Source organism: Dysgonomonas sp. ZJ709 (assembly GCF_011039195.1).
Lineage (GTDB): Bacteria > Bacteroidota > Bacteroidia > Bacteroidales > Dysgonomonadaceae > Dysgonomonas.
In genome coordinates this window covers 56,886-78,964 of the sequence record NZ_JAAKEM010000007.1, presented here as the reverse complement: position 1 = coordinate 78,964, position 22,079 = coordinate 56,886, and the positions used below count along the sequence as shown (strand labels likewise).

Below are 22,079 nucleotides of genomic sequence, written 5' to 3'. Positions count from 1 at the left end.
AGTTCGAAAATTCGAAACAATACAAGGCGTCTGTTGTTTATATAACATAGCCTTTCCTTATTTTTTTAGGCTATTTCATTTTTTTATTGAAAACACATATTAATATTTGAAATCCATGAATAAACATTCTGCATTATTCAGGATAGGAAATTTAAAATCAATATAATGTAGGCTATAGTATAAATAAATTCCTCTCGGGCAAAATGAAAGTCTGATTAAATCACATATTATGGCAGTATTGGTTATTTAAAACGTAACTTTAAGAGATATGGACATATTAAAGTATTTAGATCGTAAATCTGTAGAACTGCCCTTGCGTGATGAACTATTCAATATTGAACAACTCATTCAGCATGCAGAAAAACTTGCAGGAGAAGAACAGCTGACAAGTGGACGAAAAGACAATTTTCTACTCGAAAAGCTTAATCGTAATGATAAGGTATTGCGTAATTTTAATAAAGCGATACTGATACAAAAGAAACCGAATAATTTAACTCCTGCGTCTAAATGGCTGGTTGACAATTTTTATTTGATAGAAGAGCATATTCAATTGGCTCGCCGACATTTTCCGGAGAAGTATAGTAGGGAGCTACCTTGTCTTGCAACTGGAGTATCCAAAGGATTACCTCGTGTTTACTGCCTCGTTTTAGAACTAATATCACATGTGGACGCTCAGATAGATAAGGAATCCCTTCGTGCATTTATTGAAGCATATCAAACAAAGTCGCCATTAACATTGGGCGAATTGTGGGCTGTTCCTATTATGCTCCGATTGGCACTTATCGAAAATTTACAACGTGTAGTTTCTCGTCTACAAGAGAATCAATCTCATCGAGATATTGCAAATCAGTGGGTTGATAAATTGCAACAAATGGCAAAGAAAAGGCCATCGCGGCTTATAGAAGTCGTAGCAGACATGGCTAAGTCTAATATACCTCTTTCCAGCTCTTTTATTTCAGAATTCTGTCAACGCCTGTCGTCTCAAAATCCGATGCTTCATATAGCACGCAGATGGCTCGAACAGCGGCTGGCTGAGGACGGCTTGTCTATTGAGGAACTTATACATGCTGATAGTCAATATCAGGCAGCAGATCAGTTATCAGTTAGTAATAGTATTAGCAGCCTTCGTGCCCTAGGTGTAACAGACTGGAAAATATTTGTAGAAACATTGAGCGTTGTGGAAAATACGCTGAAAAAAGATCCTGCGGGTATATACCATTTCATGGACTTCACCACACGTGATCATTATCGGCATACGATAGAAAGGGCTGCGAAACAGAACTCATCTTCGGAGGTAGAGGTTGCTCAAAAAGTTGTCCGTTTGGCAGAGGAAGCTCAAAGTCAGCAGCTCGATAATGTAAAAACGCATGTTGGCTTTTATTTGGTTGGGGATGGACAAATGAACCTTAATCTCGCACTTAGTGGAAGGGAATCATTCTCGACAAAATTTATAAGAGCGGTTCATCGCTATCCTCTGATCTCTTACGGAGGTGCTATTACACTACTCACTCTAATCGGTGGTGGAGCGCTTATGACCATATTACAGGCCAGAGGTGTTGCTTTTGATAACTGGAAGTCTATTACATTGTCCATTATATTTCTATTGTGTGTGAGTCAGCTGGTTGTAGATCTGGTCAATTGGCTATCTATGATACTTGTAAAACCCAATGTTCTGCCACGACTTGACTTTTCAGATGGCATACCGTCCGAATATCGTACTATGGTCGTTATCCCAACTATGCTTTCGGATGAGGACACAGTAGACAGGCTCGTCAATAATTTAGAACTTCATTATTTAAGTAATCGCGACGAACATTTACACTTTGCTTTGTTGACAGACTTTCTCGATGCAGATCAGGAGATAATGCCATCAGATGATTTTTTACTCGAGCGGGCCAGATCGGGTATCGAAGCTTTGAATAAAAAATATGTATCGATCACTAGCTCAATATTCTATTTATTACATCGCCCCCGTCGCTGGAATGCGAGCGAGAGTAAATGGATGGGCTATGAGCGTAAACGCGGAAAACTGATGGAGTTTAATGCTCTTCTCAGACGAAGAGACACGAATGCTTTTACACTTATAGAGGGCGATACTTCTTTTTTTACGTCTGTAAAATATGTAATAACACTAGACAGTGATACACAACTGCCCGGAGATACAGCTTATAAACTGGTAGGAGCAATGGCGCATCCGTTGAATCGTCCGGTTATAGATCCGAAACGAAATATTGTAACCGAAGGTTATGGTATTCTACAACCCCGAGTATCTATTAATCTGGTTAGTAGTCAACGTTCGATATTTACACGTCTTGTTTCGGGCGACCCGGGAATCGACCCTTATACCCGTGCTATTTCGGATGTATATCAGGATGTCTTTCGCGAAGGTTCTTTCGTCGGAAAAGGTATTTATGATGTAGATGCTTTCGAGCAGGTATTGGCTGATCGATTCCCTGAAAATAAAATTCTTAGTCACGATTTACTGGAATCTACATATGTTCGTTCAGCACTTATTAGCGATATAGAGATGTATGAGGCCTATCCTCCGGGTTACAATATGGACGCTATTCGTCGTCATCGTTGGATTCGTGGTGATTGGCAGATTATCCAATGGTTATTACCTTGGGTACCTGTATTTGGAGGAAAATCAGAAAGAAATCCCATATCTAGATTAGGTGTTTGGAAGATGAGCGATAATCTTCGTCGAAGTCTTATTCCACCTGCTTTATTAGTGTTTCTTATTTTATTCTATACTTGGTTTCCTCAGTCAGCATGGTTAATGCCTCTATTGGTATCAGTCATCCTAATGTCTCCTGTTATTTTAAATTTCTTCACTAATATTGTTCGCAAGCCGATAGATCAATCATGGTCAATGCACTTGGGAGAAAGTCTACATAAAGGCTGGAGACAACTAAAGCAGGTTTTGCTATCGTTAATGCTATTACCATACGAGGCTTATCTGAACCTTCATGCCATAGTATCTACTTTAGTCCGGTTGTTGATAACACATAAATATTTATTAAAATGGAAGACTTCGGTTGATACGGAACAAACTTCAAGCGATTCACTGGCGGGATTTTATTCATTAATGTGGTTTTCTCCTTTCTTTGCGCTTGTTTGTGTGGCACTATTGGCTTTTTGTGACCCAATGCTATTATTATGTTCGTCACCTATTTGGATAACATGGCTTGCAGCTCCTTGTATCGCATGGGTTATTAGTTGTCCGATAGAACCGAAAATCCCTAGTTTTACGGCTGAACAAAGTTTACTTCTGCATCGAATTGCCCGTAAGACATGGTCTTTCTTTGAAACATTTGTAACGGCTAAAGAAAATTGGCTGCCACCTGATAATTATCAGGAAATACCAGTTCCAATTGTGGCCTCGAGAACATCTCCGACCAATATAGGCTTAGCTCTCTTGGCTAATTTGTCAGCATACGATTTTGGATATATTCCTGCCGGAAAAGTAGTTGAACGTACACAACTTACGTTTGCGACTATGAATAATATGAAGAAATATCGTGGTCATTTATATAATTGGTACGATACCCGTACGCTCGAGCCATTACCTCCTCTATATGTATCGAGTGTAGATAGTGGGAATTTAGCCGGTCATTTACTTACACTAGGTCAGGGGCTAAGGGAGCTTTTAGATGCACCTGTCTATGATTCTGTCATATTTAGTGGATTATTAGATACTGTGCGTGTAATGAAGCGCTATACTGCTAAGAATACGGGAATATTGCACCTCGAAAAAGAATTGGAAATAAATAAACCCGAAACATTGCAGGCGGCATTCTCATTTCTCAAAACCATAAAACTTCAGACTGAAAAAATAATTGAATCTTTAGCTCCTTCTAATGCAGAAGTACATGCATGGGCGCAGACCTTGATTATTAATATTGAAGACCACATAGAGGAACTATTATATCTGGCCCCGTGGTTGCAGATACAAAATACATTGTCAAAAGGGCTGGATGATAATCTGGATTATATTATTAATAATATACAAGCTCTTGACAACGGTTTTACATTGCGTGAACTATCTAAACTAGGGCATGGACTTTGTCCGTTGATTGAGTCAGCTCAATTAAGACTGGTTGATATTCGTGATGCGTCTGTCAAAGAGAGATGTGCAGTATACCTTAATGCATGGTTAGCAGATATTCATACAGCGTCTAAACACGCTATTCAGCGAATACAGATTTTGGAATCATTAACGGAGCAAAGCGAATCATATGCCGAAATGGATTTCGCTTTCCTATATAATCCGTCTAAGAAATTATTTGTTATCGGATATAATGTTACTGAGCAACGTGCTGATAATTCGTCGTACGACATGTTGGCATCCGAAGCCAGGCTATGTAGTTATATCGCTATTGCCCAGAGACAAGTGCCCCAAGAGCATTGGTTTCTGTTGAGTCGTCTGTTAGTTGTTTCTCATGGAAAGCCGGTATTATTATCATGGAGTGGCTCTATGTTCGAATATCTTATGCCTTTGCTGGTAATGCCTAATTTTAAGCAAACGCTTCTTGACCAGACTTACAAAGTTGCTGTAAAAGCGCAAATAGAGTATGGTAAAACACTTGGTGTTCCATGGGGTATTTCCGAATCAGGATATAACAGAACCGATACATCATTAAATTATCAGTATAAAGCATTTGGAATTCCAAGTCTTGGTTTGAAACGAGGATTGTCCGAAGATCTCGTTATTACACCCTATGCAACAGTAATGGCTTTGATGGTTTCACCGAAAAAGGCATGTGAAAATATGCAGCGTCTTACAGCCGAAGGACACGAGGGAGCTTATGGCTACTACGAAGCTATTGATTACACACCATCACATCTGCGTCCCGATCAGACGAGTGTAAATATCCATTCGTTTATGGTACACCATCAGGGAATGAGTCTTTTATCGTTAAGTAATTTAATAAAAGACAATTCTATGCAGCGACGTTTCATGGCTTGTCCGATGCTGAAGGCATCTGAATTATTGTTGCAAGAACGTGTACCTCATAATATAACGGATAATGCTATTTCTGACGATTCTGAATTCGAAATAAAAGGCTTGCATCCGCTTCTTAACGATAGTACAGAAGTAATGCGTATTGTCGGTGATATGGATATTAAGCCCGAAGTCAATTTATTGTCTAACGGTCGTTACCACGTAATGATAAATAATGCCGGATCCGGATACAGCCGTTGGCATAACATAGCCGTTAACCGTTGGCGTGAGGATGCAACTTCCGATAGTTTGGGGATGTTTGTTTACTTGAGAGATGAAGATACAGGTGAATTCTGGTCTACGACTTATCAACCAACCTCCCGGAAGACTAAAAATGATGAGGCAATATTTACACAGGCATATGCTGAGTTTCGTCAAAGGCAATCAGATCTGGAGATCCATTCATCTATTTGCATTTCACCCGAAGATGATATTGAAATAAGGCGTATTCGACTGATTAATCACTCCAATAAGCTGCGTAAGATAGAACTAACAACTTATAGTGAGGTAGTTATTGCCCCTCAGGCTGCAGATGAAGCTCATCCTGCATTTAGTAATTTGTTTGTTCAGACAGAATTTGTACCCGAAGATTCGGCAGTATATTGTACTCGCCGAGCACGATCTGAAGATGAAATTCCCCCACATTTAGCTCATTTAATGTTAGTTCCGGATGATCAACAAGGAGGAATATCGTGTGAAACAGACAGATCACTCTTCATTGGTCGGGGACGCTCTTTGGCAAACCCTTTAGCTATGGATAATAGAGGATCGTTGTCTAATAGTAGCGGATCGGTTCTTGACCCTGTTATCTCTTTGCGCCGTACTGTCACTGTACCTGCAGGTAAAACAGTCACCGTATGTGTTTTGCTGGGAATGGCTGAAACAAAAGATACGGTGGTGGCATTAGCACATAAATATCAAAGTATACGCATGACTGATCGGGCTTTCGAACTGGCTTGGACACACAGTCAGGTTGTACTCAATCAGCTTGGTATTGCCGAAACGGAAGCACAGATATATGGTAAATTAGCAGGTGCTTTAGTTTATGCTAATTCGTTGAGGCGTGCATCGCAAATTATTTTGAAAAATAACAGACGTGGACAGGATGGTCTTTGGAGTTATAGTATTTCGGGTGATACGCCTTTGGTATTATTACGCATAGGTGATGTGTCGGGAATAGAACTAGTAAGGCAATTGGTTTTGGCTCATGCTTATTGGCGAATGAAAGGTCTTACAGTCGAACTAGTAATACTCAATGAAGATGTTTCTGTTTATCGTCAGTCTGTGCACGACGATATCGTTAATCTCATATCATCAGGTATTGAAGCTCCGTTATTAGAAAAAGCCGGAGGAATATTTGTTCGTCGTATAGAACAAGTGCCTCGCGAAGATATGCTCTTGCTGCAAGCAGCGGCACGTATTGTATTGAGTGATGAGCTGGGAACATTGAACAAGCAACTCCAATCATTGAATATTTCGGAGTTGAAAATTCCTTCTTTTCAGCCGACACATTCAGTATCGCCGAGAATTGAGAAACCTTTACCATCGCGCGATCTGATCTTTAAGAATGGTTTGGGAGGCTTTACTCCCGATGGACAGGAATACGTTATTACGCTTCAATCGGGACAAACCACACCTGCTCCTTGGAGTAATGTATTGGCTAATCAGCATTTTGGAACAGTAGTTTCAGAAAGCGGAAGTTCATATACGTGGGCAGAAAATGCCCATGAGTTTAGACTTACCCCATGGAATAATGATCCTGTAAAAGATACATCAGGCGAAGCATTCTATATCCGAGATGAGCAAACCGGAGAATTTTGGTCACCTACGCCATTACCGGCAAAGGGAGCAACTCCTTATGTTGTAAGACATGGCTTTGGATATACGGTATTTGAACATACCGAAAATGGAATCTTTTCGGAGTTGACAGTATATGTAGCAATGGATGCACCGATTAAATTCGGTGTGTTGAAACTTCGTAATATTTCGGGGAAACCTCGGAAACTATCTGTAACCGGATATTATGAATGGGTATTGGCAGATCTCCGTCAGAAGAGTTTGCTACATATTCAGACTGAAATAGATGTGAGAACAGGAGTTCTGTTCGCCCGTAATTTTTATAATATCGGTTTTGCCGGAAAAATAGCTTTTATAGATGTCGGAGAATCGCGGACACTGACAGGTGACCGAACAGAGTTTATAGGACAAAATGGTAATATTTCGCAACCTGCATCCATGAAGCGTAGCCGTCTTTCGGGCAAAGTCGGAGCAGGGCTTGATCCTTGTGGAGCTATGCAAGTAGTATTCGATTTGCAGGATGGGCAGGAGAGGGATACCCGTTTCCGTTTGGGTTTTGCGCATAATAAAGAGGAGATGCGTGATCTTGTTTTGCGTTTCCGTACAACAGGTGCTGCAAAAGAGGCTCTCAAAGGTGTATGGGATTATTGGAATCGTACACTTGGAACTGTAAATGTGGATACTCCCGATGCATCGGTAAATGTGATGGCTAACGGATGGTTATTGTATCAAACATTGAGTAGCCGTGTATGGGCACGATCTGGATATTATCAATCCGGCGGAGCCTATGGATTCCGTGATCAACTACAAGATGTTATGGCGTTGGTACATGCCGAGCCTTCTATTGTTCGCAAACAAATACTTCGTGCTGCAAGCCGTCAGTTTCTAGAAGGTGATGTGCAACATTGGTGGCATCCGCCTATGGGACGAGGGGTAAGGACACATTTCTCCGACGATTACCTATGGTTGCCATACGTAACTTGCCGATATGTGACAAGCGTTGCAGATACAGGTATTCTTGATGAAAAGGTATCCTTTATTGAAGGAAGAGCATTACGAGCTGATGAAGAATCGTATTACGACTTGCCCGGACGTTCGCAAGAATCGGCAACACTCTATGAGCATTGTGTAAGGAGTATCAAATACGGATTGAAATTTGGAGTTCATGGCCTACCTCTAATCGGTTGTGGTGATTGGAATGATGGTATGAACCTAATCGGAAAAGATGGACGTGGCGAAAGTGTTTGGCTGGGTTTCTTCTTATACGATGTATTGATTAAGTACTCTAAACTGGCAATCTTACGAAATGATACTGCATTTGCAGATCACTGTATAGAGGAAGCCCGTAAATTGAAAGAAAATATAAAAATTCATGCATGGGACGGAGAATGGTATCGCCGTGCCTATTTTGATAACGGCGAACCTTTAGGATCGAAAGTGAATGATGAATGTCATATCGATTCTTTACCGCAAAGCTGGTCAATCATAAGTGGGGCAGGAGACCCCGAGCGATCTTTGATGGCTATGGAACAAGTGGATAAACAACTTGTTCGTCGTGATGATAAACTGATCCAGTTATTTACGGCTCCGTTCGATAAGTCGGCTCTTAATCCCGGATATATTAAAGGATATATTCCGGGAGTACGCGAAAATGGAGGACAGTATACACATGGTGCCATATGGACGGTTTTGGCTTTTGCTCTTATGGGTGAAACCGAAAAGGCATGGGAGCTTTTTGGATTGCTTAATCCTGTGAATCATAGTGATAATGCTGAACGGGCAGCTATTTATAAAGTTGAACCTTACGTTATTGCAGCCGATGTATATGCAGCCGATCAACATAGAGGTCGGGGAGGATGGACTTGGTATACCGGCTCTGCAGCATGGATGTATCGTCTCTTGGTCGAAACTTTACTTGGGATAAATATCGAGGGGGATAGACTGCATTTGTCTCCTCAGTTACCGAAGAAGTGGAATGGTTATAAAATACATTATCGATATAAAGAAACTGTGTATCATATAACTTTCTCTCGTATATCGGATAAGTCATTACCACGACTCATACTTGACGGACAAGAACAAGAAAACAAAGATATCCTCTTTATGATAAATGATAACAGAGAGCACTTTGTGGAAATGTGGATAGGGTAAGAACTTAACTTAATATTTAAAATAACGTGAGTTCGCTATAAGCATCATATTATTGTGAGTTATGAATCAGCATCTATCTTTTGTCCATTCTGTCATCCCGAACTGAAAGGAGGGATCTATTATCTCTTGAGGCTATAAGCCAATAGCTATTAGCTAATGGCTTATTTCAGAGTAGATCCCTCCTTTCAGTTCGGGATGACGAATTCGGATGAAGATTTTATTGTTCCTTTTCTTACTTCGAACTCACGCTAGAATAAAGGAAGGAGATAATCGATAGACTATCTCCTTCCTTTATTCTAAATATTCTTATACACCTTATTATATCGATACTGCGAAAACAGAACTTACGGGAGATAAAACTAAATGGATACGGGTATATTTATTTCCGTCCTTATCCTTTATTGATTCAGTTTTAGACCACTCTTGTATTGAACCTGTATGAGGATTCCATTCTTCCAGATTTAATGATCCTCTAATATCGACCCATGTATCTAATGGACGATCAGTTGTGTTGGTAAAGAAAAAGATGTCTTTTCCATCTTTTTGTTTATGAATGTAATTTACATAGCCAACACTTTTGTCAGAGTGTATATCTGCGAAATTAATATCTGCGGATATATTCATCTTAGCAAATGTAGTTTCCATATTCTCTTGTGTTGTATTTGCGATAAAAGCAATTTGCCCACCCTTCATATTTGTTTTGAATATGTCGGATGGAATTCCTTGTTTCGGATCAATGCCAAATAATTCTGTTATTATGTGTTGAACTTCACTATCGGCACTAAATTCGGCAGATTTAAACGGCAAAGAAGCTGTCGCAATAACACTACCACCATTGTCATAGTATTGTTTTATACTCTTTAGTGTCGATAATGAGATCACATCACCTCCCGGCATTATCAATACTTTAAAATTCTGAATATTTGTAGTATTGTTTAGTTTCAATTCTTTACCGTTACTTGTGATTTTCCCGTTACATAAATCTTCAGGATGAACAAATGTGAAGTCTCTACGGATATCATTTGTTAGTAAATTACTTAAAACATGATGATTAACGTGTGCGGGAAGCCAATTAGCCACAGGCAGACCTGATGTAGCATCTCTATTTATATAGGTTTCACCTTGTATAGCTGTTATAGGCCACAATAAAGCTATATCTGATACCCGATTACCACCTTGCAACATCATACAAGAACGCCCGACATAAGCACTATAGTTTGGTAAACAATCTCTAAGTAAAGGATTTTCATGTGAAATAAGTGGAGGTATACGGATTTTATCGGCATCGGTTGTATACCACATGCCATGAGGCACTGCAAAATTTACTCCGCGTGCCATTGCATCCATTACGGTTCTATACAAGGTGAGGGAGTCCATATCGGCAGGGAATGCTCCGCATAATTCAGCCCCTACTATTGGTTTGTCTCCTAAATCGGCAGCCGAACTTATTTGTTTATATCCATGTATTCCACGACCGTAATAGAATATTGCATCCATTAGCGGTATTTGGGTATGTCTATAGTATTTTAAGATATCACCATGAGCTACAACCGAATTAGGACTATAATTTTCAGGCGGATGCCCCATGCTTCTCAAATTATTTTTAGCTGACCATTCGGCTACCGATTTGACATAACCTTCGGCCATTAGTTCGGAACGTATATCGAAAAATGCTACACGAGCCTGATGGGTTTCGGGACCGATGTCGTAATAAAGAGCAGGGTAATACAATGCCGGATTTTTTCCATATTTTTCTTCAAAAATCGTGCTTATAGCTGGTGACCATACATTTTCCTGATGTACGAAACCAACATCGTCATAAAATGTTTTGGTTATTACATTTCCAAAATATTTGCCGAATCTTTTACCATATTGGTCGTAAGTCATTTCCAGCACTTTCGAAACGGCTTCAGGCTGCATATAATCGACTGCATCTGCTGTATTATATTTACAGGAGAAGAACATTATACGCCATTCTCCCTGAGGAACATTCCATTCTAAATTCTTACTTTTCATATACGGCTTAAGATCTACTACTTCGAGGCTCTTTGTGTTCATTGCCGAAACAGCAAGAAGTAAGGATGTTGTGTCTGGTGCTTGTTTCTTGAAAAGTTGTTTTCCTTGTATTAAAAATTCATCTTTATTTAGTTCCTTTCTTGTGTATTGAGGATATTCCTTTTGTAGCCTTCCTCCGGCGCTACCGCTCGGAAAATCTATATCATCGTATAGAATGACTTCCATGTCTTGTTTTTCAGATATACTAAGAATGTCTGCATACCGGTTAAAATACTCTTCGCTCAGGTAGGCGGGCTCAGTACCCGGGCAGGGGTATCCTGTTTGCCATTGAGTGTTTGGATTGACGGGAAGTACTGTGACACCACCGAAACCCGATAGAGTTCTGGCTTCGGTTATACGCTTATCGATACCCTCGGTTGTCAAATTACCGTTGATGTGCCAGAAAGGCATCGGACGATATTTATTTGGCGGATTTTTGAAATCGGCTTTTAAGCTGTTGTCAAGCGAAGAATTACTGCACGAATAAGCGTAAAGTGCGACTGTCAGAATAAGTAAACAGCCGAAAATCTCTTTTTTCTTGATTCTCATAATATAAAATTTTAAGGTCGTACACAGTTGTCTTTTACAATCGCTATGTAAAATTTTGATTCTAAGGTTGAAACGTAATAGTAAATTATCTAGTTCAGTCTCATTCTTTTAAGAAGTTTTCTAAATATGGGTATAAGATATCTTTATTTATGATATAACTACCATGATCGTGTCCTTTCATTATTTGTAATCTCGCATTTGGCATAATTTTTACAATATCGTCAAAGCTTTCTTCTTTATATATGTCATCTTCACCTGCAATCAATAATGTGGGCGTATGTATATCTTTCAATTGTTCTAGCTCGATATTTGGTTGTTCCAGCATCATTTTTATCAAAGGGTCTTTTGTATTTTCATATTCGTCTACTAAGTAATTGTAGATATCGGTTTTGAAGTCTGTCGGTTTTAAATTCACACCCAAAAGCACCATTTTATGGAATAAATTATCATGGTCTATAGCCAATAGCAAACTTAAGATTGCGCCATCGCTAAAGCCTATTACAGATACATTTTTTAGTTCGAGTTTTTCTGTAAATTGATAGACATCCTCAGCCATTGTTTCATAAGTAAAATCTTCGGTTTTTGTGCTGCCACCATGATTTCGGCTATCAATAGCATATATGGTATAGTTTTCTTTTAATTTCTCGGTCAGTTCGTTGAAGATGCCTGAATCTTCTCCATTCCCATGTAGTAAAATTAGCGGATTACCTTGTCCTTCTGTTATATAATTCAGCGTAATATTGTTAACTTCTATTTTCATATTTGTGTATTTATAAGATTTCGTATTACTCTCTTGTGCATGTAAATTTACTATATGTATTAACAGAAAACTAAGGAAAATTAGATTTTTCATTTATTCCAAGCTGGTTTAGCATTTAATATCTTTTGATAAATAGGGCAATCTGCTGTGTGGGCACCAGATAGGTAACCACTGCTCATTAAGAATTCATTGACAATTTCTCCACCTACGAATTTGAAGTTTTTCTTAAATAATTTTACCCATTCATCTTTTGTAAGAGGATGATTCATATCGAGCCAATTTTTAAAAGAGCCATGTGCTTTTTGCAGTTCTAGTATTACATTGGCATTGTGTATTGCAGCATTTATTTTTAACTTGTTACGGATAATTCCCAAATCATTCAGCAGGCGCTCGCAGTCTTTTTCTCCATAAGATGCTACAGTAAGAATATCAAAATTATTGTATGCTTTTTGAAAATTCTTCTGTTTTTTCAGAATGGTTATCCAGCTTAGCCCGGCTTGGTTGATTTCTAAAACAAGTCGTTCAAAAAGCTCATTGTCATCATCGATAGGGAATCCGTAATGATTATTGTGATAATCAATATTGGGATTTGTATCTTCGGTAGATAAATTATTTACGTATTCACAATAGGTCATAGATATGTTGTATTTTGTAGTATTATAGTGATTTTTGTCCCCTTATTTAATTCAGATATGATCTCATATTTGATGTTATTTTTTTCAAGTATTCTGAGTGCAATAGAAAGGCCTATACCGCTACCCTGTATCTGATTAGCATTGTCGGCTCTGTAAAAAGGCTTACTTATGTTCTCCAATTGTTCGGGAGGAATCCCAATTCCATAGTCAGTTATTGACAGGCATAAAGCATTGTCATTATTTTTATAAATATGGATATCGACTGTATTTCCATGAGAATATTTTACCCCATTTTCTATCAGATTGAATAAAGACATAAATAGCTGAGTCTTATCTCTACTGATTGACAACAAATGTTCGTCCTCGGACTGAATATCTGTATTGACTTTTATTTTTGAGCTTGGATAATGCTCTGTTATTTTATTTATTATTTCCCATATCAGTTCGTCAGTTCTTACCAATGTTGTTATATCTGAATCTTTTCTGAGATCGGAAACAACGATAAGGGTATCTAAAATTCCTTCCAACTGATATATTTCCTGAATTAATTTTTTCGATAAATTCATATATTCTTCGGAAGTACGCTCTTTCATAGAAAAGACCTCGAGATTGCCTAAGATGGATGCTAAAGGTGTTTTGAATTCGTGTGAAACATAACTGACAAAATTTTTCTGAATGATGAGAGTCTCCGATATTTTGGTCAAGAGTTTATTAAATGTATCAATTAGATCCTGTAACTCATCTTTTGTTTCGGGCGATTCGATCTGTACATTTAAATCATTTGTCGATATACTATTTACTTGGTTTATAACTTTCTGAAATGGACGGTATGCAACATGCGAAACCCATCTGCTAAATCCTATAATTGCAATAAGCCCGATAAAAAATGATGCGGAAAGTATCCATAATAAGATATTCATTTGCATGGACAATTCCTCTTCTTTATTTTTTGTAATAACTACAAAGTTTCCTTGGTTATCTTCGTAAAAGATACCATAGCATCGAAACCCATCCGTTTTAAAAGAGAGAGATTTTTCGTTCCTTATTTTATCTAGAATATCGGTAGGTATGTTGGGTTGTTGAGTTCCATAACAAATATTGTTCTCTTTATCATATATCTGATAAGAAGCATCTGAAACGAATTCATCGAACTGATCCTTTACCTTTTCGAAATCTTTGCTGTTGAGCTCATCTTCTTCTAAATAGAAGATTGCCGAAATATAAGCTGTTTTTTTGAGGTTGTTATATATTTGTTTCTCTGTATTCTGGTAAAACAAGCCATAAATAAGGAGGGATATAATTGCAAAAATCACCCCGAATACAATAGAACAAAACAAAGCCAGACGAGTTTGTACTTTCATTCTCTTGTTCGTATTAAATAGCCTCTTCCTTTTACCGTATCTATCAGTTTAGTGGCATCTGCTGTGTCTATTTTATTGCGGAGATATGATATGTAAACATCAACAACATTGGTATTTGTATCATAATTTATTCCCCAGACTGTATCCAGTATTTGAGTTCTGGAAAGTACTTTGTTAGGGTGTTCCATCAACAGTTTTAAGAGTTTAAATTCCTGAAAAGTTAGTTTTATTTCTCTTCCGTCTCTTTCTACACGATGTTTATCGATATATAATTTTAGACCCTCACATTCAAGTATTTCCGAGGGAGTGTTGTAATCGAGTTTCGCTCTGCGGGTGAGAGCATTGATCCGGGCAATTAATTCTTTGAAATGGAATGGTTTTGATAAATAATCATCTGCTCCGTAATCGAGGGCTTTTACCTTATCTTCTGGTTCACTTAAGGCGCTGATTACAAGAATAGGTGTATTAATCTTCTTATAGCGGGTGTATTGTAGAAGTTCTATACCGTCAATATCAGGAAGCATGATATCCAGTAATATAAGATCCCATTCTTTGTTGGCGATAAAGCTACGGGCATCGGTTCCATTTTCAGCCAACACAACCGAAAACCCGCTTTCTTCAAGACCTTTGACAACAAACTCACTAATTCGCTTATTGTCTTCTACAAGAAGTAATTCCATATATTCCTATATTTTTAGACTATAAAAATAAGGATTATTTATCAATCCTGATCTCTTTTCAATCTCTTATCTCGGCGATATGCAAAATAGAATACTTGTGGTAAAACAGTAAATGATAATATCATACATGTAATAATTCCCCCAACGATCATTATTGCCAATGGTTTTTGGATTTCCGATCCCATTCCACTCGATAAGGCAGCAGGAAGCAATCCCATCGATCCCATCAAAGCGATCATTAATACAGGTCTTATCCGACTTTTTACAGCACTGTCAATTGCCACGCGCAGATTACGGGTTTGTTGCATTTTGTTTTTCATCAAAGCTATCAGCAGAATGCTATCTATTGCCGTTATACCAAATAAAATAATAAATCCTATTCCGGCCGATATTCCAAAGATTGTCCCCGTTATCCATAGCGAAATAAATCCTCCTATTAAAGCGTAAGGCATAGCACTTGCAGCAATCAGGGTATCTTTTACTGTTCCAAAATTGAGGTACAATAAGAATAATATTAGTAGCAATACTGCGGGAACGATAAGCATCAGGCGGTTTGTTGCCCGTTGTTGACTTTCGAACTCACCTGCCCATACCATTTTGTTTTCAGTTTTGAGTTGTATATTCTGATTTACTTTTTGCTGGGCTTCTGCTATTGTCGATCCTAAATCGCGATCGCGAATACTGAATCCGACACCGATATAGCGGCTGCTACCGTCGCGATACACAAATGTGGGACCGGTTATAAACGTAATATCGGCTATTTCTTTTAACGGAACATATTTCCCGTCCATTGTAGGAATGAGTATGTTTCCTATTTTATCTTCATTATCCCGATGTTCTTTCTGAAAACGTACTTGTATATCGAAGGTGCGCTCTCCTTCATAGAATTTTGTTGCAGCTTTTCCTCCTATGGCCATTTCGACTACAGCCTGAGCATCAGCCATTGATACTGCATAACGAGCCATGCGTGCTTCATCTAACTTTATTTGCAATTCGGGCAAACCAATACTTCTAAACACATTAACATCTTCTACACCGTTCACATCTTTTATTATTGCCGCAGTTTGATCTGCGAGGTCTTCCAATTGTAAGAGATCGTCTCCGAATATTTTGATTACAAGTGCACTTTTTACTCCTGCAACATATTCTTCTACATTATCTTGGATGGGCTGACTGAAACCAAATATTACACCGGGATATATATCGAGAGAATCTTGCATTTGCAGTATCAACTGATCTTTTTTGACTTTTCGTTTCCACTCTTTCTCCGGCTTAAGCTGGGCATGAAATTCTATATTGAAAAAGCCGGTAGGGTCTGTTCCATCATTCGGTCTTCCTGTTTGACTTAATACAAATTCTACTTCATCGAAATTTCGGAGTTTAGACTTCATCTGTTTGGTTACTTCAACCGATTCGTCAAGATTTATACTATTGGGCAATGTTGCCCGAATATAAATTGCTCCTTCATTCATACTTGGTATAAATTCAGTACCCCAGAAGCAGAAACGAACGATGCAAACGATCAATAATACACTGAACGATATAATAGCACCTTTGCGGTAACGAGACGCAAACTCATATATTTTATATAATGTGCCGATGAAGAATCGGCTGATAAAATTAGTTTTACTTACTACCGGTTTCTTCAACAATATCTTGCATGCTACCGGTACATAAGTCAGTGATAATATAAGAGATCCTAATAGTGCATACCCTAAAGTAAATGCGAGTGGTGAGAACATTTTACCTTCCACTTTCTCGAAAGAGAAAATTGGTATCATTGCCACTACCAGAATGATTTGAGCAAAGAATATATGTGAAGCTACACTTCCCGCACTCTTTTTGATAAGCCCGCTTTTAGATGTTTTAGTGAAGCGTTCGCCAAGTTGGAGCGATCGTTTTTCCATCGCAACAAATACTATTTCGACAATCACCAATGTGCCTTCGAGCAGAAGCCCGAAATCTAAAGCACCCATCGAAATAAGATTGGCAGGTAAACCTTGTATTCTCAGCATAATTATCGCAAAAAGAAACGAAAGTGGAATCACAGACGCAACAATAACTGTTGTCCGCCAGTTGAATAAGAATATGAAGACTACAATGGAAACCAAAATGATTCCTTCCAGCAAATTTTTGATTACTGTATGCACTGTAGAATCCACCAACGTTGTGCGATCTAAGAACGGTTCTATTTTTACGTTCTCGGGTAAAATCCGTTCATTTAATTCGGTTATTTTATCTTTTAGGTGATTGATTACTTCACTTGGGTTTTGTCCTCGTAGCATAACAACGATACCTTGTACAACATCGTCCTGATCGCCAAGACCAACTTGTCCTAATCTCGGTTTGGATGAGATGCTGACAGATGCGACTTGTTTTACCCGAATAGGTGTACCGCCTTTTACTTCTATGAGAATATTTTCTATATCCTCTATACTTTCAAGTAGTCCAATGCCCCTTACTACAAAGGCTTGGCTACCTTTTTGAATAATGTCTCCTCCGACATTAATATTACTATTCGATACTGCTTCATATACCTCTAGCGGAGATAAGTTGTAGTTATTTAGCTCGGTAGGATCGACTTTTATTTCAAATATTTTTTCTTCGCCTCCAAAACTATTTATACTGGCCACGCCCGGTACAGATAGTAGTTCGCGTTCTATTACCCATTCATTTATAGCTGCAATCTCTCTAATTGGTAAGTCACTCTTCAATACATAGCGGTATATCTCGCCGGTTGCTCCCGAAGGAGGCTCGATGGAAGGGTCGGCACCATCGGGTAGACCGAGATCTTGCATACGGTTAGATGCATATTGCTGAGCAAAAAAGTCATCCACATCATCTTCGAAAATTACGGTAACAACTGATAACCCAAATAAAGAAGTTGATCGTACATCACTTTTACGAGGTATGGTGTTCATCTCTCTCATAATGGGTAATGTAACGAATTTTTCGATTTACTCAGCGCTTCTTCCCGGCCACTGCGTTATAATCCGTACACGCGTATTTGTTACATCAGGATAAGCCTCGATAGGGGTATGGATGTAGCAGACTATTCCTACAACAAACATTAGTCCTGTAAGAAAAAGAACAAGTATATGATTACGTAGCGCAAAGGCTATAATATTTTCTACAAACTTATGCATTGATTAATAGATCTTTAATGTAACAAATCCAGTTTCTAATGAAGAGAAACTTAGTTTAGGTTGCTGGTTTTGGCTTTAGACAGGCTATTGGCGAAATTAATTTTCTTTAAGTCCCGAATAGATAAGGAGTTGGTTCTTGATTACGATATATTCTCCTTCTAGTAATCCGGATGCTATATAACTAGTATCCTTATTGTGTCCTTGAACGGCAACTTCTTTAATTTTGAAATTGTCGGCAGATTCTTCAACAACAACGAAATAGCGATTAGCATCAAAAATTAGTGCATCGGATGGAATGGCTACTAACCGATTATTGGTCTTGTTCTCCAATCGGACAAGAACCGACATTTCGGGTTTGAGTTTCAAATCTTTGTTAGGCATGACTATTCTGGCTTTCAATACTTTTTCTTCGGGATCAAATACTTGTGACAGAGTATTAATCTTGCCTGTAAAAACTTCTCCGGGATAGGAGAGGGAAGTTATTTTCACATCCATTCCTTCTTTGACAAATAATAGATTACTTGCATATACATTTACCGTTATCCATACAGTACTTAGGTCGGCAATAGCGAAAAGAGGATCACTGTCGGGTGAGACGGGGGTGCCTGATGACGCATTTTTATTGATAATGTATCCAGATATCGGGGCTTTTATCGAAAATGAGCCATTGCTCTTGTTCGATCCCCAAAATGACATATCTGTCCGAACACGATTGAGAGCTGCTTGTGCTTGATCGACCTTCCCTTGCGACTCCATCAGTTCTTTTTCGGATAGCATATTGTCTTCAAACATAGCCTGTGCTGTTTTCAACTCTCGTTGAGCTATTTTTACTTCTGATTCTAAGGTTACTAATTCAGCTTGTAAAGAACTTAGTTCGATACTTCTAATGTCAATCAACGTTTGTCCTTTCTGCACTTTGTCACCTAACGCAAAATACGAACGCTCAACAACTCCATTGATAAGAGGCACATAATTAATCATATTGTCGGGGTCATATTCGACTTTTCCGGTGAGTGTTAGTTCCTCAAGCTGATCACTTAATGTCGCCGTCGTTGTTTTTACATTTCTTAAAAATGCCTTATTGATGTCTAACGAATTATTCGTGTTTTCTTTATCTGTATTTCCAGAGCAAGATGTCGCAAATAAGATAGCCGATATAATTAATGTTGATGTAATGTGTCTTTTTATCATGATTTTATTTTATTTCTGTACCTACTGTATATTGAAGTTCTTCGAAAAGTGTACTGACTTTCTTTCGTGCTGTAAGAATGGTTTCTTTATTTGCTTTATAGGTATCCATAAAGTCGATATATTCGAGCATACTCACATTTCTATTCAATAAATTCTTTGTGTAAATTTCAAGCATGCTATCAATATCGGAAAGCAAGTTGTTATCATTTATTTTATTATAAAATTTATATGCCATCGTATAATTACTATATGCTTCTACCACTTCGTGTTGAGCCATGTTTTGCTGCTGTTGAGCTAAATATTGACTTTGATCTCTACTAATTTTTGCAGCTTTGATATTGCCTTGATTACGATTGAAAAAGGGCAAGTCGAAACTAACTCCGAATCCAACGAAATCTTTCCATACACCACCATATCGATCATAGTTTGCATTAACTGTCAGATCTGGAATTCGCTGGGCTTTTTCGTAGGCCAGCGATTTTTCGTAATACTTAGTTTGCAATCGTTGTCTAGTTACATCTGGACGAAACTCAGAAGCTTGCTCCAATAGGTTAGCTAATGATACTTCATCCGGATTTTTAGCATTAATACGAACGTCTTGTATCTCTATAATTAAAATCGGTTCGATATTTAATAAGGTTTTAAGCGATTTTTCCTGCTCATTTATTTCTATTTGTAAATCATTATATTCATTCTCTATTTCCAGAAGAGAAGATTGTAATCTTAGTAATTCACTTTTCGCAATATTACCTTGTGCTACTTGATTTTTATATCCTTCAATTAGTTGAGAGAATGATTCACCCTGAGATTTTAAAACCTTTTGGTAAGATTGTAGATATATTATTTCATTGATCGATTTTCGCAATTCGACTTTTAGTCCTCGCAATACATCCTCAAATTCCTGAATGGCTATTTCTTTCGATACTTTTTCTTTATTTACTAATTTTCCACGTTTACCAGCTGTTTGTATCAACTGGCTAAGTTCTATGGTGAATTGAGTATTTCTTGCAAATGATCTGAATATGGGAGGTATAGCTTCTTTTTCACCTTCACGTTGAGTATCTGTACTCCATAAGTTGATCTGCCCAATTTCGATAGAAGGGTTGTTCCACAATTTGGCTTGTGCAATTTCTGCGTCTGCAATACTAATATTCAGATGTTCGGCTATTAGCTGTAAATTATTTTCTAGAAACAAAGCTTCGATTTGTTCAGGAGCCAACTTCAATATTTGCCTTTCTTGTGCCAATAAATTAGTGAGGATAAAAAAGCTTACAAATAGTAATAGATGTTTTTTCATTCTTCGAGATCAATATTTTTCTATTGCAAATGTATCTTGTATAGATTACAGACATTTTAGAACTGAATTAGAAATAGATTAGAAATATTTGAAGAGTTTATATTAATACTTTTGGAATATATATATGAATACAATTATAGAATAAGAATTATGGAATTATTGTCCATTCTTTCGATAATGAAATATAAAAGTATAATACTCCATTATTTGTTAAATCTATGCTTAACTTGCCCTATCTAAATACGGGTTTTCAATATAAATTGAATTAGCAATAATAATCCATTGTTTGTGCAAGATTTATCTATTTTTTCGTCATTGCTATTATGTAAATTTGTTACTACCTAACTAATACCTAAAATTACAATATAATTGGTAAATCTGGAAAGAAAGAAACTTTACTAGAATTGATATTACATATTGTACTATTTAGATTTATATTTGTTAGAGGAGGAAGTCGTCTTGACTTTTTGTTTTTCGTATTATTTTGTCATCCTGAGGAACTAAGGATCTCGGTTAGGAGATGCTTCACTATCGTTCAGCATGACAAAGAGAGTAAAAACAAACAAAAAGAAAATCTTTTGAAAAGTCAAGACGACTTCGTGGTTTAAAACAAGTTTGGAATATAATAATATTGATAATTAAATGAATGTATTATGAAAAACATATCTTATATTTTGATATCCTCACTAATTGTATTACAGTTTTTTGCTTGTAATAATAAGACAAAACAAGGAGCATCAGGGCAAGACATCGTCACAGATCCTTTGACATTATATGGTGAGATAGATCGCTCATCAGAACCAAATTCACTATCCGAAGTTGAGAAGTCTAAAGGCTGGCGAATGCTTTTTGATGGAAAAACGAGTAATGGATGGCATGGCTACAATCAGCAGGGAGTGCCCGACTGTTGGGCTGTAGAAGATAATTGTCTCACTATGAAAAGCGTTGGTGGCAATGAAGAACAAGATCTTATTACGGATAAGGAATATAAAAAAATTGCACTGTCGGTTGAATACAAACTAACTAAAGGAGCAAATAGTGGCGTACTTTTCCAAGTAAAAGAAGATCCCAAATATACATTTGCGTATGAAACGGGGCCTGAATTTCAGGTAATAGATCATCAGGATTGGCCCGATCCTTTGGAAGATTCGCAAATCAATGGTGCCAACTATGCTATGTATGCACCAATGGAGAAGCCATATAAGCCGCTTGGCGAATGGAATCAATTGATGCTGGTAGTAGATGGTAATGATGTTACACAGATACTAAATGGTGTTGTTGTCGTGAAATATACAAAGTATTCGGATGAGTGGACAGCTTTACGCAACAGTGGTAAATGGTCGGATTTTCCCGACTACGGCAAATATGATGAGGGGCATATCTCTTTGCAGAATCATGGAACCAAGGTTTGGTATAGAAATATAATGATTAAAGAACTTTAAATAATATAAC

9 protein-coding genes and 1 pseudogene are annotated in these 22,079 nt (G+C 37.8%); 2 read left to right on the top strand and 8 right to left on the bottom strand.

The genetic code is table 11. The features are described from left to right. Positions 1-268: 268 nt before the first annotated feature. The gene (locus G7Y56_RS07070) at positions 269-8,953 is read left to right on the top strand and encodes a GH36-type glycosyl hydrolase domain-containing protein (RefSeq protein WP_165042239.1); all 8,685 of its coding nucleotides are present in this window, start codon (positions 269-271) and stop codon (positions 8,951-8,953) included. A gap of 318 nt (positions 8,954-9,271) precedes the next feature. Here G7Y56_RS07070 and G7Y56_RS07065 read toward each other — a convergent pair whose 3' ends face one another. From G7Y56_RS07065 to G7Y56_RS07030, 8 genes and pseudogenes are all read right to left on the bottom strand, one after another. Then, positions 9,272-11,557 (bottom strand): glycosyl hydrolase, encoded by a 2,286-nt coding sequence (locus tag G7Y56_RS07065; protein WP_165042237.1) that lies wholly within the window; start codon positions 11,555-11,557, stop codon positions 9,272-9,274. A gap of 100 nt (positions 11,558-11,657) precedes the next feature. Continuing rightward, positions 11,658-12,317 carry an alpha/beta fold hydrolase gene (locus G7Y56_RS07060; RefSeq protein ID WP_165042235.1) on the bottom strand — a complete coding sequence of 220 codons (660 nt, stop codon included), beginning with the start codon at positions 12,315-12,317 and terminating at the stop codon, positions 11,658-11,660. Between the two features lie 89 nt (positions 12,318-12,406). Continuing rightward, positions 12,407-12,952, bottom strand: coding sequence for a DNA-3-methyladenine glycosylase I (locus G7Y56_RS07055; protein ID WP_165042233.1), 546 nt, complete (start codon positions 12,950-12,952; stop codon positions 12,407-12,409). Next, a complete protein-coding gene (locus G7Y56_RS07050) occupies positions 12,949-14,313 on the bottom strand; it encodes a HAMP domain-containing sensor histidine kinase (RefSeq protein WP_165042231.1) in 1,365 nt (454 codons plus the stop codon). The genes G7Y56_RS07055 and G7Y56_RS07050 overlap by 4 nt, the downstream gene beginning before the upstream one ends. Further along, positions 14,310-14,993, bottom strand: a complete 684-nt coding sequence (locus tag G7Y56_RS07045) for a response regulator transcription factor (protein ID WP_165042229.1) — start codon at positions 14,991-14,993, stop codon at positions 14,310-14,312. The genes G7Y56_RS07050 and G7Y56_RS07045 overlap by 4 nt, the downstream gene beginning before the upstream one ends. 41 nt (positions 14,994-15,034) lie before the next feature. Beyond that, a pseudogene (locus G7Y56_RS07040) lies at positions 15,035-18,139 on the bottom strand (efflux RND transporter permease subunit). Between the two features lie 96 nt (positions 18,140-18,235). Next, positions 18,236-19,330: an efflux RND transporter periplasmic adaptor subunit gene (locus tag G7Y56_RS07035; RefSeq protein WP_165042227.1), complete on the bottom strand. Its 1,095-nt coding sequence runs from the start codon at positions 19,328-19,330 to the stop codon at positions 18,236-18,238. Positions 19,331-19,334: 4 nt separating this feature from the next. Continuing rightward, a complete protein-coding gene (locus G7Y56_RS07030) occupies positions 19,335-20,627 on the bottom strand; it encodes a TolC family protein (protein WP_165042225.1) in 1,293 nt (430 codons plus the stop codon). Positions 20,628-21,280: 653 nt separating this feature from the next. Here G7Y56_RS07030 and G7Y56_RS07025 point away from each other — a divergent pair. After that, entirely contained in the window at positions 21,281-22,069 is a 789-nt protein-coding gene (locus G7Y56_RS07025; protein WP_165042223.1) for a DUF1080 domain-containing protein, read from the top strand. Positions 22,070-22,079 lie beyond the last annotated feature (10 nt).

What these genes read in the sequence shown, in the direction of transcription:
- G7Y56_RS07060 (WP_165042235.1), bottom strand. Translation starts at nt 12,317, where the DNA reads ATGAAAATAGAAGTTAACAATATTACGCTGAATTATATAACAGAAGGA.
- G7Y56_RS07070 (WP_165042239.1), top strand. Translation starts at nt 269, where the DNA reads ATGGACATATTAAAGTATTTAGATCGTAAATCTGTAGAACTGCCCTTG.
- G7Y56_RS07045 (WP_165042229.1), bottom strand. Translation starts at nt 14,993, where the DNA reads ATGGAATTACTTCTTGTAGAAGACAATAAGCGAATTAGTGAGTTTGTT.
- G7Y56_RS07055 (WP_165042233.1), bottom strand. Translation starts at nt 12,952, where the DNA reads ATGACCTATTGTGAATACGTAAATAATTTATCTACCGAAGATACAAAT.
- G7Y56_RS07065 (WP_165042237.1), bottom strand. Translation starts at nt 11,557, where the DNA reads ATGAGAATCAAGAAAAAAGAGATTTTCGGCTGTTTACTTATTCTGACA.
- G7Y56_RS07025 (WP_165042223.1), top strand. Translation starts at nt 21,281, where the DNA reads ATGAAAAACATATCTTATATTTTGATATCCTCACTAATTGTATTACAG.
- G7Y56_RS07035 (WP_165042227.1), bottom strand. Translation starts at nt 19,330, where the DNA reads ATGATAAAAAGACACATTACATCAACATTAATTATATCGGCTATCTTA.
- G7Y56_RS07030 (WP_165042225.1), bottom strand. Translation starts at nt 20,627, where the DNA reads ATGAAAAAACATCTATTACTATTTGTAAGCTTTTTTATCCTCACTAAT.
- G7Y56_RS07050 (WP_165042231.1), bottom strand. Translation starts at nt 14,313, where the DNA reads ATGAAAGTACAAACTCGTCTGGCTTTGTTTTGTTCTATTGTATTCGGG.